We start from the raw sequence: 16,266 nt of genomic DNA, 5'->3' as shown, positions 1-16,266 counted from the left end.
GTCGCAGGCGGGTTAGCCCTCCCGGTTCAGCGTCGCGCGGATCGCGGGCAGCTCCTCGCTCACGTCGATCCCCTCGCGGCGCGCGAAGACCACCGCCGCGACCTCGATGGTGACCCCGAGCTCGCCCTGGAGCTCGTTGATCCGGGCGACGGCGGCCCGTTTCTCGACGCCGCCGGCGACGACCCGTTCGAGGACGCGCTCGAACGGCGATCGCTCGACGAGCACGTCCTCGTCGGGCGCGAACCCCTCGGGCACCTCGACGTCCTCGACGGAAAAGGTGGCCGCCAGCTCGCCGTCGTCCCGTTCGAGCAGCCCCTCGCTCACGGCGACGTCGATCAGGCGTTTGGCCTGATCCGGCGAGAACCAATCGCGATCCAGCGAGAGGGCGACGACGAAGCGGCTCTCCTCCATCCGGCCCGTCCCGGCGCCCTGGAACGGCGCGGCGACGGCGACCCGCAGACTCATTTCCCGACGGTGGCGCGGCGAGGGCCCTAAGCGGTTCGGATGCGATCCACTTTAGTAGCCACCGGCTGTTCTCCCATCCATGAACGATCACGGCCGTTCGACGCGGAAGCGGACCGGCGGGCGACTGCGACCGATGAAGAAGCGAAAGAAACACCAGATCGGGCGCGGCCCCACCGAGACGCAGGTCGGCGAGAAGAAGTTCAAGACCATCGACGCCCGGGGCAACAGCCGGAAGGTCCGCGCGATCGCGACCGACGTCGCGAGCGTCTCGGTCGACGGCGAGGTCCGAAGCGCGTCGATCCAGGACGTCGTCGAGAACCCCGCGAACCCCAACTACGTCCGCCGGAACATCATCACGAAGGGCGCGCTGATCGAGACCTCGGAGGGTCCCGCCCGCGTCACCTCCCGTCCCGGCCAGGACGGCCAGGTCAACGCCGTCCTCGAGGAGTAGTCGCCCGTTTCTGCGATCCGATCCTTCTTCGCCCGTCAGCTACGGCCGCGGCGCGGCCTTCTGGAGAGCCGTCTCGGCGATGTTGCCCCCGTAGTCCGCCGTTCTGGAGAGCGAGTCGACGACCAGCCCGAGGAACTGCGCCTGGTGGGCGTCGTCGAGCTCGCGGATCTCGTCGTCGACCGTCCGGGTGTGTTCATCGAGCGCCTCGACGTCCTCGCGGGCCTGGTTCGCGAGCCGGGTCGCCCGCCCGCTGTCGTCCTCGAGGAAGGCGTCCATCGACTCCTCGACGACGGCGACGCTGTCCTCGTGCAGCGCCGTCAGCGCCTCGGCGACCTCCTCGGGGATCTCCCCGAGGTCGAGCGCGATCGTCGCGATCTTCGAGGAGTGGTCGGCGATCCGCTCGAGCTGGCGGGCGCTCGAGTGGTAGTCGAAACACGCCTCCCGGCCGAGCCCGATCTCCGCAGCGGCACCGGGGTTTCGGAGGGTGGAGCGGAAGACCCGCGAGACCATGAACCAGAGCCGGTCGACGTCGTCGTCGCGCTCGATGACGTCGGCCGCGAGCTCGTCGTCGTCCTCGATCAGCGCCTCGACGGCGTCGGCGAGCATCGTCGTCGCGATCAGGCGCATCCGCGTGACGGCGTTGTGCACCGAGAGCTGGCCCGAATCGAGCAGGTCCTGAAGCACGACGTTCTCGCCGGTCTCCTCGACGACCTCGAGGCCGACGAGCGCCTGGGTCGCGTCGCGGACGCTGCGCCGTTGGTCGGCCGTGATCTGGTCCGTCTCGAGGTGGATGACGTCGAAACCGCTGACGTACATCGTCACTACCGCCCGCGTGAGGTCCCGTCCGTGGAGGTCGCCGATGTCGAGCGAGCCCTCGACGGCCTCGTCGCCCCGGCGCGGCGAGAGCAACAGCGACTCGCCGTCGGGGTAGAACGCGACTTCCGTCCCCGCCTCGACGCCGTTCTCGGTCGCCCACTCCTTGGGGATCGAGACGGTGAACGTCGACCCCCCGGTGACCTGTACCTTCCTCGTATCCATACGGACCCCTCGCGGCCACAGCACAATAAACACACCAGGAGCTATAGATCGGTACCGAGTCGCCGGCCCGACTATGGGTTTCGTTCGCATCTCCGGCGGGTGTGGCGTGTCGATCCCCACAATACATATCACTATATATCGATCATAGTAGAGTATTTAGAGGTATGTCGGCTCCTAGCCGATGATGGCGGAGTCCGCATGGCACGAACGGGGGGTGACACGTCGGGCGTTGCTTTCGACCGTCGGGGTCGGGCTCGCCGGCTCGGCCGGCTGTCTCGCGCGCGGCGAGGACAGCGGGCTCGAGGGCGAGATCAACATCGACGGGAGCAACACCGTGTTGCCCCACAGTGCCGCCGTCGCCGAGGAGTTCCAGTGGCAGAACAACCGGGTCCAGATCCCGGTCCAGGGTTCGGGGACGGGCGCCGGCTTCCAGCGGTTCTGTACCGGCGAGACCGACATCCAGAACGCCAGCCGGGAGATCCTCCCCGAGGAGGAGGAGCTGGCGGCGGAGAACGGCATCGAGTACCTCGAGATCGAGGCGCTGCTCGACGGGATCGCGGTCTGGGCCAACCCCGAGAACGACTGGTGTGACTGTCTCACCGTCGAGGAGCTCAACGCGATCTGGGAGTCCGGCTCGACCGTCGAGACCTGGAGCGACGTCCGCGATGAGTGGCCCGACGAGGAGATCGCCCTCTACGGGCGGGACTCGGCGTCGGGCACCTTCGACTACTTCACCGAGGCGATCAACGGCGAGTACGGGAACATCCGGACGGACTACTCCGAGAGCGCCGACACCAACGTGATCGTCCGTGGGGTGCGGGGCAACCAGTACGCGCTCGGCTTCGGCGGCGCGGGCTACTACTACGAGAACGAGGACGACCTCAAGCTGCTGGGCGTCGACGACGGCGAGGGCTGTGTTCGACCCACCACCGAGAGCATCGAGGACGAGAGCTACACGCCGTTGAGCCGGCCGATGTACGTCTACCTCCGACGAGATCAGCTCACACGCGAGGAGTTCCGGGCGTTCGCCCGGTTCTACTTCGAGGAGGACGAGACCGACGACGAGGGGCTGACCTACACCCAGACCGCCGCGCGGAGCGTCGGCTTCTACGCGATCCCCGAGGAGACCGTCGAGGAGAGCAGCCGGGAGCTCGAGGACACGATCGAGGAGGTCCAATGAGCGGCGCGGACCTCACTCGCGGGGGGAGCGACATCAACAGCCGGCGGAACGACGCGGTCCGCTGGGTGTTCTTCGCGTGTGCGGCGCTGTCGATCCTGACGACGTTCGCGATCGCGCTCGTGCTGATCGAGGGCTCGATCGACTTCTTCGGCGACGTCTCGATCGTCGAGTTCTTCACCACCACCGAGTGGTCGCCGATCATCCAGCCGAGAAGTTACGGAATCCTCCCGCTGATCTGGGGCACGCTGATCATCACCGTCGGTTCGGCGCTGGTCGCGATCCCCGTCGGAACGGCGACCGCGATCTACCTCTCGGAGTACGCGAGCTCGCGGGTCCGCTCGATCGTCAAGCCCACCCTGGAGATCCTCGCGGGGATCCCGACGATCGTCTACGGCTTCTTCGCGCTCTCCTTCATCACGCCGCGGCTCCAGGGCGTCTTCCCCCAGACGGGGACGTTCAACGCCGCCGCGGGCGCGATCGTCGTCGGCGTGATGATCATCCCGATGGTCTCCTCGCTGTCGGAGGACGCCATGAGCGCCGTCCCCGACTCGCTGCGGGAGGCGGCCTACGGGCTGGGCGCGACCGAGTACGAGGTCTCGACGCAGGTCGTCGTGCCCGCCTCGATCTCGGGCGTGCTCGCCTCCTACGTGCTCGCGATCAGCCGGGCGATCGGCGAGACGATGGCCGTGACGCTCGCGGCGGGAATGAGCCCGAACATCACGTTCAACCCCTTAGAGCCCATCCAGACGATGACCGCCTACATGGTCCAGGTCGGCATCAGCGACGTCTCGGTGGGCTCGATCGGCTACCAGTCGCTGTTCGCGGTCGGCATGACGCTGTTCGTCCTGACCCTGTCCATGAACGTCTTCAGCATGTGGGTACGCTCGCGCTACCGGGAGGAGTACCAATGAATTCCGTCGTACGGAACGACGCCCAGCCCACGCGGATCGCACAGGGGGGGTTCGAATGAGTACGGACACCGGCTCCGAGAGTCCCTTCGCCTCCGCCGGCGACGTCGACCGCAAGCACCTGATCGGGCGGGTCTTCGTCGGGATGTGCTTCCTCTCGACGCTCGTGGGCATCGTCGCGCTCGGGTTGTTGCTCGCCGACGTCGCCTACGAGTCGTGGGGCTGGGTCACCTGGGAATTCCTGACCTACCCGCCCTCGCGCACCATCGAGAACTACCTGCCCGGGGGACGCGGCGCGGGGATCTTCCCCGCACTGATCGGCTCGATCCTCCTGATCGCGCTGACGGCGATCTTCACCGTCTTCCTCGGCGTCGGCGCGGCGGTCTACCTCGAGGAGTACGCCCCCGACAGCCGCTTTACGAGCTTCATCGAGGCGAACATCTCGAACCTCGCGGGCGTCCCCTCGATCGTCTACGGCCTGCTGGGACTGGCGATCTTCGTCCGGGCCTTCCAGCTGGGCTCGAGCCTCATCGCCGGGGCGCTCACCCTCACCCTGCTGATCCTGCCGATCGTCATCGTCTCGGCCCAGGAGTCGCTGCGGGCGGTGCCCGACTCCCAGCGCCGGGCGGCCTACGGCGTCGGCGCGACCCAGTGGGAGGTGATCCGCGACGTGGTGCTCCCGTCGGCGATGCCCGGCATCATGACCGGGACGATCCTCGCCCTTTCGAGGGCCATCGGCGAGACCGCACCGATCCTGATGGTCGGCGCGGCGACCTCGATGTTCACCGCACCGTACAGCCTGACCGGCCCGTTCAGCGCGATGCCGATGCAGATCTTCGACTGGGCGCGCCTGCCACAGGACGACTTCCAGCACGTCGCGGCCGCCGGGATCGTCGTCCTTCTCACCGTGCTGCTCGCGATGAACGCCGTCGCGATCTACATCCGCCACCGCTTCGAGACCCAACTATGAGCGACACAGACACCCCCTCGATCGATACCAGCATCGACGCCGAGACCGACCGCGCCACTGGCGACACGACGGTCGTCGAGTCCGACGAGCTCGCCGTCTACTACGGCGACGAGCAGGCGCTCCAGCCCACCTCGATGGAGATCCCCGAAAAACAGGTCACGGCGATCATCGGGCCCTCGGGCTGCGGGAAGTCGACGTACCTCCGGTGTATCAACCGAATGAACGACCTGATCGACGTCGCACGCGTCGAGGGCGAGATCCGGTTCAAGGGCAAGAACGTCTACGACGAGGACGTCGACCCCGTCGCGCTGCGCCGGAAGATCGGGATGGTCTTCCAGAAACCGAACCCCTTCCCGAAATCGATCCGGGACAACGTCGCCTACGGCCTGAAGATCCAGGGCAAGGACGACGACGTCGACGCGCAGGTCGAGCAGGCGCTCAAGCGGGCGGCGCTGTGGGACGAGGTCAAGGACAAGCTCGACACCTCCGGGCTCGACCTCTCGGGGGGCCAACAGCAGCGTCTCTGTATCGCCCGGGCGATCGCGCCCGACCCCGAAGTGATCCTGATGGACGAGCCCGCGAGCGCGCTCGACCCCGTCGCGACCAGCCAGATCGAGGACCTGATCGAGGAGCTCTCGCGGGACTACACGGTCGTGATCGTTACCCACAACATGCAGCAGGCGGCGCGGATCAGCGACAAGACCGCCGTCTTCCTCACCGGGGGCGAGCTCGTCGAGTTCGGCAACACCAACACGATCTTCGAGAACCCCGAGAACCAACGGGTTGAAGACTATATCACCGGTAAGTTCGGATAAGAATGCCACGCAAGGAATACCAACAGAAGCTCGACGAGCTGCGCGAGGACGTCCTCTACATGGGCGAGGTCGTCCAGGAGCGCCTGCGGATGGGGCTCGCGGCCCTCGAGAGCAAGGACGACGAGCTGGCCAACGAGGTGATCGAGCGCGACTACGAGGTCAACGAGATGTACCTCGAGCTCGAGCGGAAATGTACGGACCTGATCGCGCTCCAGCAGCCCGTCGCCGGCGACCTGCGCTTCATCGCCGCCTCCTTCAAGATCATCACCGACCTCGAACGGATCGCCGACCTCGCGACCAACCTGGGAAACTACACCAAACAGGCGACCCGCGACCTCTACCCCGACGTCGACGTTCAGGGGATCGGCAGCGTCACCCTGGAGATGATCGAAAGCGCGCTGGCCGCCTACGCCGACGAGGACGTCGAGGCCTGCTATGCGATCAACGACCGGGACGACGACCTCGACGAACGGTGTGAACGCGCCAGCGAGATCGTCGTCCGGGACCTGATCGAGACCGAGCTCGGCAACGGCACCGACGAGACCGAGGTCGAAAACATGCTCCAGGACGTCTCGCGGCTCCTGTTGACGATCCGTGATCTGGAACGTGTCGGCGACCACGCGGTCAACATCGCCGCACGCACCCTGTATATGGCCGAGAACGACGACGAACTCCTGTTCTAGGGCCTTTTTACAGGAGGTCCTCGCTCACTCCGTTCGCTCGAACCCCCTACAAAAAAGCCGGCGCGGCGAAGCCGCGCCGGTCCGCCACGTGGTCGGGCCGATCAGTCGAGGCGAGCGGGGCGTTTCGAGAGGTAGATCCCGAGGACGAGGAGCCCCGGAAGCACGCCCAGCAGGAAGCCCCAGAAGACGCCGGAGCCCCACCACGGCGCGCGGTCGACTCCCCGATTGGCGCCGTCGATGTAGGTCCAGTAGCCCGTCGAGCCGGCGAGCAGCATGAGGACGAACACGCCGACGAAGGTGTAGGTGCCCTCGACCTGGAGTAGAAACACAATCTATATTTTGGATCTAGTATTTAATGCCTTCTGTAATATGTTGAAGAACAACTAACGTAGATTATCAATAGAAATATTTCCATCATCTGTGTCATCTATAAGCTCCAAAAGATCATCTTTATTGTCAACAACTTCTAAATTAGATAGATAAATAATAGTCGTATAAATAGGAATGAGGAATTGTTCAGTTTTTATTCTATTATTTCGGTGGTTTTTCTTCGACACTTCGTATAATAAATCTCAGATATGTGGTAAAAATAGAGTAGGAACTACGTTAGAATTGTTTGTATAGTTTGGTTGTAGTGCTACCATAGGTTCTGATAGATCCCTTCCGATCAATTCAAATCGATCCATACACTCTTTCAAACGTAGCTCGTTATCTTCGTGTATGCATTCAATTCCAGTTTTTTTGATCCTATAGAGGACTGTCTCTAAGTTTTTCCTAGGGATATTAATGCTTTGTAACGATTGACAGGAGTCATACTTTATAAATCCGATATCTCTTTCTTTAACATGCTTATCTGCTCCTATGCGAAATACAGGGTCGTTTGGAGAACTAATTCGGCTGCCGATTGAGATATCCCAATCTGTAATAGTGATCTCTTTCGGCAAATTAGAGAGATCAATATCAGTGATATAAACATTATTTTTTATTCCAATATTTTTTGCTCGTACTATATTCGATGTATCATTGTCGTGTTTATTTGTTTTCTTATCTAAAATTTCTCGTGAAATATTCCTGCGTAACTCGTTCATTATAAATTCTGTTGATGATTTCCGGACAATTGTAGTTTGTAAACCAAGAGGGTCTTTTAGTCCTAACCCCATCGATCTTTCAATAAGGATGAGGGAGAGAATAATAGATATCCCGGCAAAAAAGGCTATGAGTAGAGCCAGTAGCTCTTCAGCTATCCCTTCTAAAGCCCCGAAGGCTGCAACTATGAGACCCAAAACAGAAGTAATCAGTATAGACCTCATTAAAAACACATTTATCGAAAGGTACTCAGAAACCTGCCCAGTTCCCACATTATTGTTTAGCTGATTTATAAGAAATGTATATACGGCTGTACTGATAGTTATTATCCCAATAAATACAGGTATAAAAGTATTTACCTCAATTATGTCTAAAGAAGCATCTTCGCTAAAGAAACCAAAAGTGATTGCAGCAACCAATAATAATATAATTGGTAAATAAGCGTATGAGATTATTCCTAACGAGGGGAGCCTCCTGGCAGCTCCCTTACCAGATGCATAGATACCGATAAGTAATCCAGAAAGTCCGAATTGGAAAATAGTTCGTAATAATATATACCATGACCGAAAGTGTAGAGAATTAACAGGGTTAGTGACGAGCCTTGTGCTTTGGCCCCAAGTTAAAAGCCAAATAGGAAGTATGAATACTAAGAGTGAAACAACAAACATAGCAAAAATGATGAATAAAATATGAATGATATCAAATATATAAAGGAGATCTAAGAAGAGAGGTTTATATCCTACAAATAGTATGACAAAGATCACAATCAATAATCCAGACCACACTAAAGCCCAATATCCTAGCCGATCTAACAAGGCAAGAATTCGTTCTTGAATGTTATTCCCAGATAACATTGATATATAAATTAATATAAAACCGATAATATTCAGATATCTATTACTATCTCCGTAAATGGAAAAAGAGAATGATAGGAGACCAAGTAATCCAGATACAAAATAGACCCACCAGTATAGATGGAGGCGTTTAAGGATCACGTCAAGTACTAATAAAATAGACAGTACAAAGGGTATAAAAATGGCCAAGAGAGCTAATAGTGTATAGATCATAGGTAGAATTGAGCCACAGTTGTCTTTATAATTGTTACTAACTGTAGTCTATTTTCTAAATAATTATTATCTGGTAGTTCAAAAGTGCGAGGGAAGGGATTTGAACCCTCGAACCCCTACGGGAGCGGGTCTTAAGCCCGCCACTTTTGGCCAGGCTCAGCCACCCTCGCGCATACTGTCCTCTCTCCGTCGTTCAAAAGTGCGTTTCGGTCCGTGAATAGAGGAAGCGACGGCTACCGACCAGACAACGGGCGGACTGGCGCGGCTCCGCCGTGCCAGCCTTTTTGTCGCCAGAAACCGCCGGTTTCTGGCTGCTAACCAGAACGCTTCGCGTTCTGGTGATGTAGTCAGAGCAAAGCTCTGACTGCCTGCCGGACGTAGTCCGGCAATGGAGGAGATTTTTCGAGGAGTGGTGCCCGCAGCGCCCGAAGGGCGCGAGGACACCCGACGACGAAAAAGGTCCCTCAGACGGAACGGCGTTCCTTGGCCTTGGGCCGGAGGTTGCCGTAGCCACATTTCCGGCAGCGCTCGGCCTCCCGGGAGTTGCGCGCGTTGCACTTCATGCAGATCTGTCGCTCGAGCATACGCCGTTCCGCGGTCTCGAATGATGCCATACCCCCCGTTTCCCCGCCGGCGTAGTTAAGGCTTCTCTCCCCGCGGTGTCGACCCGGATCGGCCCGACGGTCAGTCCGCCAGGTCGAAGTAGACCGCCCGCTCCTCCCCGTCGGCGGGCGTCGTCGCCCACGAGACCCCGAGCGTGAGGACGAGCCCGATCGCCATCCCGAACAGCGAGGCCCCCCAGCCGGCGTACGAGCCGGGCACGAACGGGAGGAAGACGCTCGCCAGATAGAACAGCTGGGAGCCGGCGATTCCGGCGGCGATCCCCGCCCTCGTCGTGCCCGTCCAGTAGAGCGCGACCATCACGGGCAGCGCGAGCTGGGCGAACCCGCCGAAGGCCGTCGAGCCGACCTCGAGCAGGCTCGCGGGCTGGAGCAGGCTTGCGAGGAACGACCCTATCGCGAAGACCACCACACCCACGCGGCCCAGCAGGTCCTCGCGGCGCTCGCTGGCCGTGGGGTTGACGAACGGTCGATAGACGTCCCGGGTGAAGTACGACGAGCCCGACAGCAGCATCGAATCCGAGGAGGACATCATCGCGGCGACCGCGCCGGCGATCACGAGCGCGGCGAACCAGACCGGCGTGTACTCCGCGAGCAGCAGGGGGAGGACGTTCGCGCCCTCCGCTGCCTCGACCCCCAGCCCGCGGGCCCACGCGCCGAGCATGAACGCGGGGACGAACAGCGCGAGCACGAGCACGGGCCACAGCGCGAACGTCCGTTTGAGCACGGTCTTCGACTGGGCGACGAAGAAGCGCTGGTTCACTTGGGGAAACATCGCCACCCCGAAGGCGATGGCGACGGCCTCAGTGATGATGAACGCCGGGGTGTAGTAGTCGTCGCCGAGCGCGAGGAAGTCGGGATCGGCGGCGAGCCCCTCGGTTGCGGCCGACGGCCCGCCGACCGAGACCATGATCCACAGGAGGGCGATCCAGACCATGACGAGCATGAATGCCCCCTGCAGGGTGTCGGTCCAGGCGATCCCGCGCATCCCCGCCAGCACGACGTAGACGATCATGAAGACCGTGATCAGCCCCGCGCCGGCCCAGTAGGGCAGCGCGCCGTTGGTCAGCGCCTCCAGGGCGGTGCCCGCGCCCATCTGCTGGAGCATCACATATGGGAAGAGCCAGAAGAGACTGATCCCGGCGACGAGCGCCCGCAGACGGGGCGAGCCGAAGCGATCGCCGAGCATCTCGCCCAACGTGAGATAGCCCCGGTCGCGCCCGATGAGCCACTGTTTGTAGCCGATCAGGTACCAGAGGACGGCAAAGAGAATCCCGTCCATCACGCCCATGACGAGGATCCACTCGGGTCCCTCCCAATACGCGGTGTTGGGGCCGGCAAAGAACGTGAAGGCCGAAAGCAGCGTCGCGAACGTCGTAAAGAGGAGGACGACGGTGCCGAAGGTGCGGCTCGCGAGGTAGTAGTCCTCGGCGGTGCGGTCGGTCAGGCGGTAGGCCGCGACCCCGATCAGCAGCGCCAGGACCAGGTAGCCGACGATGATCCCGAGCTGGATCCCGAGGCTCATGGCGTCCCCTCGATCCAGAGCCCCCAGGCACGCCGCGAGAACAGCCAGAAGACGAACGAGGCCAGCACCATCCAGCCGATATGCCACCACAGCCAGACCGGCAACCCGGCGACCACCGTCGAGGAGCCCCAGAGGAACCACGGGACCGCGAAGACGATCAACAGAACGAACACGATACCCCACGTGTATCGCTCGTATGTCGACACCATCGTTGGTTGTTCGACCGACTACTCGGTTATAAGAGTTACTAACACCTTCTATACACTATATTGAATAGATTTTTTCTTCATAGGTGGATCGGCGGCGGGCTACCGATCCGCTCCGGGGAGGGGGTCGAGGAACGCCGGGCTGCGGTCGAGCTTCGAGGGGGAGCCCAGCCGGCGACCGAGCGGGATCCGTTTCGGCTCGCTCACGCTCCGGCTCCGGATTCGACTGTCATACCTCGCTCTCGACGCGAGGGGGAATAAATCGGGCGGCCGGGCGACGTGGCGATCAGGCCTCCTCGCCGCGGTCGAGGTACTCGCCCTGGACCTCGACCACCTCGCTCGAGTCCGCACAGTCGGCGTAGCGCCGGAGGGGTTCGTCGTTGAGTTCGAGAAAGGTGTGGCCCCACCGGAACTTCGCGAGGATCGCCTCCGCGTGCTCACGCTCGCCGAGGACGATCAACCCCGCCGCGAGCGCCTCGACGGTCGTGAGCTCGAACGGCCGGCCGAAGTTCACGGGGTTGGCGGCGACCAGATAGGGCAGTGCGCGGTGCTCGCCGGCCATCGAGAACAGCGCCTCGCCCGCACTCTCCCACGAGCAGTCGAGCGCGACGAGCCGGTCGGTTTTCCCGCGGTCCGCGGGCGAGAGCGCCCGCTCGGCGTGGGGGTTGAGGACGATCCCGTAGGGGGTCGCGCGGTCCGAACGGTGGAGCTCCGCGAGGTCGAAGCGCGCGAGCTTGCGGGCCGTGCATTTCTCGGGATCGTCGTCGCCCTCGTAGCGGACGTGAATCTGCACTACCGGGGGGAGGCGGCCGGGAGTCAAAAGCCCCTCGTCCCGACACCCTCTTTTCGCGCCGCTGCGAGGACGGGGTATGGACGCCGCCCGCGAGTACTACCGCGCGATCGACGCCCACGCCTACGACGAACTCGCCGCGCTGCTGGCGCCGGGGTTCACCCACCACCGCCCCGATCGGACGATCGAGGGCCGCGAGGCGTTCGTCGGGTTCATGCGCGATGACAGGCCGATGACCGACACCAGTCACGAGGTCGGGGCCGTCTTCGAGTCCGAGGCGGGCGTCGCCGTCCGGGGACGGCTGCTCGACGCCGACGGGGAGGAGCTGTTCGGGTTCGTCGACGTCTTCGAACTCGCTGACGAGGGGATCGCGGCGATCCACACCTACACCCGCTGATCGGCGAACCAGGTCGCCGCGATCAGGAGGGTCGCCCCGACGACGAGGGCGACCGGGACGAGCATCGCGACCCCGATCCCGTAAGCGCCCACGATCACGCCCATGACGGTGGGAACGACCGCCATCCCGACGTAGATCGCGCTCGTCGAGATCGCGTTCACGGGGCCGCTGTACTCGCTTGCGGCCTCGACGCCGACCGCCGACAGGAGGGGGAACTGCCCGGACATGAACAGCCCGAGGACGAACACCGCCGCGAGCATTGCGTACCCCTCCGTCAGGACGAACGCGACGTACATCGCCGGGATCGCCGGCAGGACGAGGGCGAGCGAGAGGCGCGCGTAGCCCACCCGCTCGGCGAGCACGGTGTAGGCCACCCGGCCGGGGACGTACGCGAGCAGGTACGCGGAGAGGGCCAACGGCGCGAGCGCCGCCGGCAGCGACGTCCCGGCGTAGTAGGGCAGCCAGGTGAAGACCGCGCCCTCGATCCCGCCGACGAGCAACAGCGCGCCCGCCATCCCGAGGATCGTCGGATCGCGGACCAGGTCGGCGGCCCCCTCCAGGGAGATCGGGCGCTCGTTTTCCATGCGCTCGGGCAAGTCGAGTCCCCGGATCGAGAACGCGATCGGGAGAAACGCGAGCCCCAGCAAGGCGAAGACGACCCGCCAGTCGGCGAACGCGACGACGAGCGCCGCGAACGCCGGCCCGGAGACGGCGCCGATCGCCCACGCCAGCGAGTGCAGCGTGAACAGCCGGCCACGCCGGTCGGGGTAGAGGTGGCTCAACAGCGCGCGATCCAGCGCGCGAACGCCGCCCAGCGAGAGCCCGTGGAGGAACAGCGCGCCCAGGAAGAGGGGATAGACCGGCGCGCCGCTCATGACCAACAGAAATCCCCCCGATCCGAGGACGGCGATCAGAAGCGTTCGATGGACTCGGATCCGGCCGGCCGCGAGCCCGACCACGAGGACGGTGAGGAAGAGCCCGGCCGTGCCCGCGGGCGCGACCAGCCCGAGCAGGCTCGGCGAGACGTCGAAGGTCGCCTCGAACTGCGGGAGGAGCGCGCCCCGTATCTGCAGGCTCGCGGCGTCGAGCGCGACGAAAAGGAATATCGCGGCCGTCCATCGGGTGCGACGCTCCATATGCCGGGCCACTGATCCAGGGGCTAAATAGCTCCGCGTCGCGATCGATTCGTCCGGTTTCGTTCAGCTCACTCCCCGTCGCCCGTCCCGAGCGCGCTCTCGCCGACGGGGTCGTGGCCCTCGATCAGTTCCTGGCCGCCCATGTAGGAGCGGAGCGCCTCGGGAACGGTGACGGTGCCGTCGTCGTTCTGGTAGTACTCGAGGATCGCGACCATCACGCGCGGGACAGCTACTCCAGAACCGTTGAGCGTGTGGAGGTACTGGGCGGACTCGTGGTGCTCGGGGCGGAACTGGATGCCCGCACGCCGGGCCTGGAAGTCCTCGAAGTTCGAGACCGACGAGACCTCGAGCCAGCGCCCGCCCTCCTCGGGGCCCTCGTCCATGTCGTCGCCGGGCGCCCACACCTCGACGTCGTACTTCTTCGCCTGGGTGAAGCCCATGTCGCCGGTGCACATGTCGAGCACGCGGTAGGGCAGCTCCAGACGTTCGAGGACCTCCTCGGCCTCGTTCAGGAGGCTCTCCAGGCGCTCGTAGCTCTCCTCGGGCCGGACGAAGTTGACGAGCTCGACCTTGTTGAACTGGTGGACCCGGACGTACCCGCGGGTCTCGGTGCCGTGCTCGCCGGCCTCCCGGCGGAAGTTCGGGGTGAACGCCTGGTGTTTGAGCGGGAGGTCCTCGTTGAGCAGGATCTCGTCGCGGTACATGTTCGTGACGGGGACCTCCGCCGTGGGGAGCAGCCAGAGGTCGTCGTCGTCGTACGCGTCGTCCTGGCGGGCGCCGACGCGGTAGGCGTCCTCGGCGAACTTCGGGAGCTGGCCGGTGCCCCGCATCGAGGCGCTGTTGACCGGGATCGGCGGGAACACATCGGTGTAGCCCTGCTCGCGGTGGACGTCGAGCATGAACTGGACCAGCGCGTGTTCGAGCCGGGCGCCGTCGCCCTTGACGAACTGATACCCCCCGCCGGTGACCTTCGCGCCGCGCTCGAAGTCGAGCAGGTCCATCTCCTCGCCGATGTCGTAGTGGGGGACGACCTCCTCGGGGAGTTCGCGGAGGTCCGAAAAGCCCTCGCGGTAGCGCTCGACGTTGTCCGATTCGTCGTCGCCGACGGGCACCGAGTCGTGGGGGATCTGCGGGAGCTCCAGAAGCGCCTCCTCCAAGCGTTCCTCGAGCTCGTCGGCGCGCTCCTCGAGTTCCTGGAGTTCGGCCTTCAGCTCGCTCGACCGATCGATCGCCTCCTGGGCCGCCTCCTCCTCGCCCTCCGCCTTGAGCTGGCCGATCTCGCTGCTGACCTCGTTTCGCTCGTGGCGAAGCGAGTCGCCCTCGGCCTTCAGTTCGCGCCACTCCTCGTCGACGGCGAGGACCTCGTCGAAGTCGACGTCGACGCCCTTGGCGTCGAGCGCCCACCGCACCGTCTCGGGGTCCTCGCGGAGAATCGTCCGGTCGAGCATTCTTGGCCCCCGCTTCTGCGCCCGGGGAGAAGAGCGTATCGGCCTCGGGGTCGGATGATCAATCCCTATTAGCCCTCGGCTCGCGGTTCGGGTATGGCAATCGGTGACTACCGTCCCGTCGAGAGCTGTCCGGACTACTACTACCTCGATACCGGCATGTACGACACCGCGGGCTACGGCTCGGTCTATATCGTGGACGCCGAGCGCCCCGCGGTGATCGACACCGGGATCGGGACCAACTACGAGCGGATCCTGGAAGCGCTCGAAGGGACCGGCATCGCTCCCGAGGAGCTGGAAGTCATCGCGCCGACGCACGTCCACCTCGACCACGCGGGCGGGGCGGGCTACCTCGCTGCGGAGTGCCCGAACGCCGAGGTATACGTCCACGAGATCGGCGCGCCCCACCTCGCGGATCCCGAGCGGCTGATCGAGGGGACCAAGCGGGCGGTCGGCGACCAGTGGCAGTACTACGTCGAGCCCGAGCCGGTCCCCGAGGACCGGATCACGGAACTCTCCGACGGCGACACGATCGACCTCGGCGACCGGGCGCTGGACGTCCACCACGCGCCCGGCCACGCGCCCCACCAGGTGGTCTACCACGATCCCGACGCGGGGGCGGTGGCGACGGGCGACGCCGGGGGGATCTGGGTGCCCGATCGCGGCGAGGTCCGCCAGACCTCCCCGCCGCCGAACTTCGACCTGGAGGGCTGTCTCGCGGACGTCGAGACGCTCCGGGCGCTCGGTCCCGACACCCTGCTGTTCGGCCACTTCGGGCCCGCGCCCGCGAGCGACGAGCTGCTCGACGACTACCGGCGAACCCTGACCGACTGGGTCGAACGCGTCGAGGAGAAGCGCGCCGAGCTGGACGACGACGAGGCGGTGATCGAGCACTTCGCCGAGGAGACCGACATGGCCGACGTCTGGGGCGAGCACAAGGCCCGCGCCGAGGAGCGCCTCAACGTTCGGGGCGCGCTCGTCTATCTGGGCTCCTGAGCCCCGACCCGGAGCGGGCCCTGCCTGCGGACACAGGCCGACGTCTTATGCGGCCGTCGGGCCTCGTCCGAACCGAGAACCATGGTCGGCAAACACAGCTGGGCGATCCCGGAGGGGTTCATCCCCGAGGGGAGCACCGGCCCCGAGCCCGAGATGACCAGCCACGGCACCGTCTGCGTGCTGAACACTCAAGAGGAGGACGCGACCGTCGAGATCACCGTCTACTTCACCGACCGCGAGCCGGTCGGCCCCTACGAGGAGACGGTGCCGGCCGAGCGGACCAGCCACATCCGCTTCAACGACCTCGAGGAGCCCGAGCCGATCCCGCGGGGCGAGGACTTCGCAACTGTGATCGAGTCGGACGTTCCGGTGGTCTGCCAGCACACCCGGCTGGACTCCCGACAGGCCGAGAACGCGCTGCTCTCGACGATCGCCCACCCGGGCGACTCATAGCGGACGGCGTCGACAGCGAGGACGAACGACCGTTT

Annotated in this window: 19 protein-coding genes and 1 tRNA gene; 9 read left to right on the top strand and 11 right to left on the bottom strand. The window is 63.6% G+C overall.

The window, feature by feature from the left end; all coding sequences use genetic code 11:
* Positions 1 to 12: 12 nt before the first annotated feature.
* Positions 13 to 465: a DUF2240 family protein gene (locus WOA58_RS00165; RefSeq protein WP_340602100.1), complete on the bottom strand. Its 453-nt coding sequence runs from the start codon at positions 463 to 465 to the stop codon at positions 13 to 15.
* A gap of 79 nt (positions 466 to 544) precedes the next feature.
* Here WOA58_RS00165 and WOA58_RS00160 point away from each other — a divergent pair, with 79 nt between their 5' ends.
* Positions 545 to 916: a 30S ribosomal protein S8e gene (locus WOA58_RS00160; protein ID WP_340602099.1), complete on the top strand. Its 372-nt coding sequence runs from the start codon at positions 545 to 547 to the stop codon at positions 914 to 916.
* Positions 917 to 955: 39 nt separating this feature from the next.
* Here the strand turns inward: WOA58_RS00160 and WOA58_RS00155 are convergent, their stop codons facing one another.
* On the bottom strand, positions 956 to 1,954 hold the full coding sequence (locus WOA58_RS00155) for a PhoU domain-containing protein (RefSeq protein ID WP_340602098.1): 999 nt from the start codon (positions 1,952 to 1,954) through the stop codon (positions 956 to 958).
* A gap of 184 nt (positions 1,955 to 2,138) precedes the next feature.
* Here WOA58_RS00155 and WOA58_RS00150 point away from each other — a divergent pair, with 184 nt between their 5' ends.
* Genes WOA58_RS00150 through phoU form a run of 5 tightly spaced genes read left to right on the top strand, consistent with a single transcriptional unit; the run spans position 2,139 to position 6,510 of the window.
* Complete coding sequence (locus WOA58_RS00150; RefSeq protein ID WP_340602097.1) at positions 2,139 to 3,134, top strand: PstS family phosphate ABC transporter substrate-binding protein; 996 nt, start codon at positions 2,139 to 2,141, stop codon at positions 3,132 to 3,134.
* The gene (gene pstC / locus WOA58_RS00145; protein ID WP_340602096.1) at positions 3,131 to 4,045 is read left to right on the top strand and encodes a phosphate ABC transporter permease subunit PstC; all 915 of its coding nucleotides are present in this window, start codon (positions 3,131 to 3,133) and stop codon (positions 4,043 to 4,045) included. The genes WOA58_RS00150 and pstC overlap by 4 nt, the downstream gene beginning before the upstream one ends.
* Positions 4,046 to 4,100: 55 nt before the next feature.
* Positions 4,101 to 5,012: a phosphate ABC transporter permease PstA gene (gene pstA, locus WOA58_RS00140; RefSeq protein WP_340602095.1), complete on the top strand. Its 912-nt coding sequence runs from the start codon at positions 4,101 to 4,103 to the stop codon at positions 5,010 to 5,012.
* Positions 5,009 to 5,827, top strand: a complete 819-nt coding sequence (pstB, locus tag WOA58_RS00135; protein ID WP_340602094.1) for a phosphate ABC transporter ATP-binding protein PstB — start codon at positions 5,009 to 5,011, stop codon at positions 5,825 to 5,827. Before pstA ends, pstB begins: the two co-directional genes overlap by 4 nt.
* A 2-nt stretch (positions 5,828 to 5,829) precedes the next feature.
* Positions 5,830 to 6,510, top strand: a complete 681-nt coding sequence (phoU, locus tag WOA58_RS00130) for a phosphate signaling complex protein PhoU (protein WP_340602093.1) — start codon at positions 5,830 to 5,832, stop codon at positions 6,508 to 6,510.
* Positions 6,511 to 6,611: 101 nt separating this feature from the next.
* Here phoU and WOA58_RS00125 read toward each other — a convergent pair whose 3' ends face one another.
* The 7 genes from WOA58_RS00125 to WOA58_RS00095 all read right to left on the bottom strand — a co-directional run bounded on the left by WOA58_RS00125 (position 6,612) and on the right by WOA58_RS00095 (position 11,807).
* On the bottom strand, positions 6,612 to 6,839 hold the full coding sequence (locus tag WOA58_RS00125; protein ID WP_340602092.1) for a hypothetical protein: 228 nt from the start codon (positions 6,837 to 6,839) through the stop codon (positions 6,612 to 6,614).
* 243 nt (positions 6,840 to 7,082) lie between these two features.
* Positions 7,083 to 8,663, bottom strand: a complete 1,581-nt coding sequence (locus WOA58_RS00120) for a hypothetical protein (protein WP_340602091.1) — start codon at positions 8,661 to 8,663, stop codon at positions 7,083 to 7,085.
* Between the two features lie 85 nt (positions 8,664 to 8,748).
* Positions 8,749 to 8,833, bottom strand: a tRNA-Leu gene (locus WOA58_RS00115).
* A gap of 294 nt (positions 8,834 to 9,127) precedes the next feature.
* Positions 9,128 to 9,277: a 50S ribosomal protein L40e gene (locus tag WOA58_RS00110; RefSeq protein WP_340602090.1), complete on the bottom strand. Its 150-nt coding sequence runs from the start codon at positions 9,275 to 9,277 to the stop codon at positions 9,128 to 9,130.
* A 70-nt stretch (positions 9,278 to 9,347) separates the two neighbouring features.
* Positions 9,348 to 10,808: a sodium:solute symporter family protein gene (locus WOA58_RS00105; protein ID WP_340602089.1), complete on the bottom strand. Its 1,461-nt coding sequence runs from the start codon at positions 10,806 to 10,808 to the stop codon at positions 9,348 to 9,350.
* Positions 10,805 to 11,017, bottom strand: coding sequence for a DUF3311 domain-containing protein (locus WOA58_RS00100; RefSeq protein ID WP_340602088.1), 213 nt, complete (start codon positions 11,015 to 11,017; stop codon positions 10,805 to 10,807). Before WOA58_RS00100 ends, WOA58_RS00105 begins: the two co-directional genes overlap by 4 nt.
* A gap of 283 nt (positions 11,018 to 11,300) precedes the next feature.
* Positions 11,301 to 11,807, bottom strand: coding sequence for a DUF367 family protein (locus WOA58_RS00095; protein ID WP_340602087.1), 507 nt, complete (start codon positions 11,805 to 11,807; stop codon positions 11,301 to 11,303).
* A 76-nt stretch (positions 11,808 to 11,883) separates the two neighbouring features.
* On the opposite strand from WOA58_RS00095, the gene WOA58_RS00090 reads away from it, so the two are divergent.
* Positions 11,884 to 12,201 carry a nuclear transport factor 2 family protein gene (locus WOA58_RS00090; RefSeq protein ID WP_340602086.1) on the top strand — a complete coding sequence of 106 codons (318 nt, stop codon included), beginning with the start codon at positions 11,884 to 11,886 and terminating at the stop codon, positions 12,199 to 12,201.
* On the opposite strand, the gene WOA58_RS00085 is transcribed toward WOA58_RS00090, so the two are convergent.
* Positions 12,189 to 13,337 (bottom strand): MFS transporter, encoded by a 1,149-nt coding sequence (locus WOA58_RS00085; RefSeq protein WP_340602085.1) that lies wholly within the window; start codon positions 13,335 to 13,337, stop codon positions 12,189 to 12,191. The two genes, WOA58_RS00090 and WOA58_RS00085, sit on opposite strands and share 13 nt — an antisense overlap.
* A gap of 68 nt (positions 13,338 to 13,405) precedes the next feature.
* A complete protein-coding gene (gene serS / locus WOA58_RS00080; RefSeq protein WP_340602084.1) occupies positions 13,406 to 14,785 on the bottom strand; it encodes a serine--tRNA ligase in 1,380 nt (459 codons plus the stop codon).
* A gap of 93 nt (positions 14,786 to 14,878) precedes the next feature.
* Here serS and WOA58_RS00075 point away from each other — a divergent pair, with 93 nt between their 5' ends.
* Complete coding sequence (locus tag WOA58_RS00075; protein WP_340602083.1) at positions 14,879 to 15,778, top strand: MBL fold metallo-hydrolase; 900 nt, start codon at positions 14,879 to 14,881, stop codon at positions 15,776 to 15,778.
* 81 nt (positions 15,779 to 15,859) lie between these two features.
* Positions 15,860 to 16,231, top strand: a complete 372-nt coding sequence (locus WOA58_RS00070) for a sensory rhodopsin transducer (RefSeq protein ID WP_340602082.1) — start codon at positions 15,860 to 15,862, stop codon at positions 16,229 to 16,231.
* The last annotated feature ends 35 nt before the right edge of the window (positions 16,232 to 16,266 follow it).

It is taken from the genome of Halalkalicoccus tibetensis, from assembly GCF_037996645.1.
GTDB classification, from domain to species: domain Archaea; phylum Halobacteriota; class Halobacteria; order Halobacteriales; family Halalkalicoccaceae; genus Halalkalicoccus; species Halalkalicoccus tibetensis.
The sequence above is the reverse complement of the archived record's forward strand: the minus strand, read 5'-3'. Positions and strand labels throughout refer to the sequence as shown.

Coding starts and splice junctions, on each gene's coding strand:
- WOA58_RS00165 (WP_340602100.1), bottom strand. CDS start 465: ATGAGTCTGCGGGTCGCCGTCGCCGCGCCGTTCCAGGGCGCCGGGACG.
- WOA58_RS00160 (WP_340602099.1), top strand. CDS start 545: ATGAACGATCACGGCCGTTCGACGCGGAAGCGGACCGGCGGGCGACTG.
- WOA58_RS00155 (WP_340602098.1), bottom strand. CDS start 1,954: ATGGATACGAGGAAGGTACAGGTCACCGGGGGGTCGACGTTCACCGTC.
- WOA58_RS00150 (WP_340602097.1), top strand. CDS start 2,139: ATGGCGGAGTCCGCATGGCACGAACGGGGGGTGACACGTCGGGCGTTG.
- pstC (WP_340602096.1), top strand. CDS start 3,131: ATGAGCGGCGCGGACCTCACTCGCGGGGGGAGCGACATCAACAGCCGG.
- pstA (WP_340602095.1), top strand. CDS start 4,101: ATGAGTACGGACACCGGCTCCGAGAGTCCCTTCGCCTCCGCCGGCGAC.
- pstB (WP_340602094.1), top strand. CDS start 5,009: ATGAGCGACACAGACACCCCCTCGATCGATACCAGCATCGACGCCGAG.
- phoU (WP_340602093.1), top strand. CDS start 5,830: ATGCCACGCAAGGAATACCAACAGAAGCTCGACGAGCTGCGCGAGGAC.
- WOA58_RS00120 (WP_340602091.1), bottom strand. CDS start 8,663: ATGATCTATACACTATTAGCTCTCTTGGCCATTTTTATACCCTTTGTA.
- WOA58_RS00110 (WP_340602090.1), bottom strand. CDS start 9,277: ATGGCATCATTCGAGACCGCGGAACGGCGTATGCTCGAGCGACAGATC.
- WOA58_RS00105 (WP_340602089.1), bottom strand. CDS start 10,808: ATGAGCCTCGGGATCCAGCTCGGGATCATCGTCGGCTACCTGGTCCTG.
- WOA58_RS00100 (WP_340602088.1), bottom strand. CDS start 11,017: ATGGTGTCGACATACGAGCGATACACGTGGGGTATCGTGTTCGTTCTG.
- WOA58_RS00090 (WP_340602086.1), top strand. CDS start 11,884: ATGGACGCCGCCCGCGAGTACTACCGCGCGATCGACGCCCACGCCTAC.
- WOA58_RS00085 (WP_340602085.1), bottom strand. CDS start 13,337: ATGGAGCGTCGCACCCGATGGACGGCCGCGATATTCCTTTTCGTCGCG.
- serS (WP_340602084.1), bottom strand. CDS start 14,785: ATGCTCGACCGGACGATTCTCCGCGAGGACCCCGAGACGGTGCGGTGG.
- WOA58_RS00075 (WP_340602083.1), top strand. CDS start 14,879: ATGGCAATCGGTGACTACCGTCCCGTCGAGAGCTGTCCGGACTACTAC.
- WOA58_RS00070 (WP_340602082.1), top strand. CDS start 15,860: ATGGTCGGCAAACACAGCTGGGCGATCCCGGAGGGGTTCATCCCCGAG.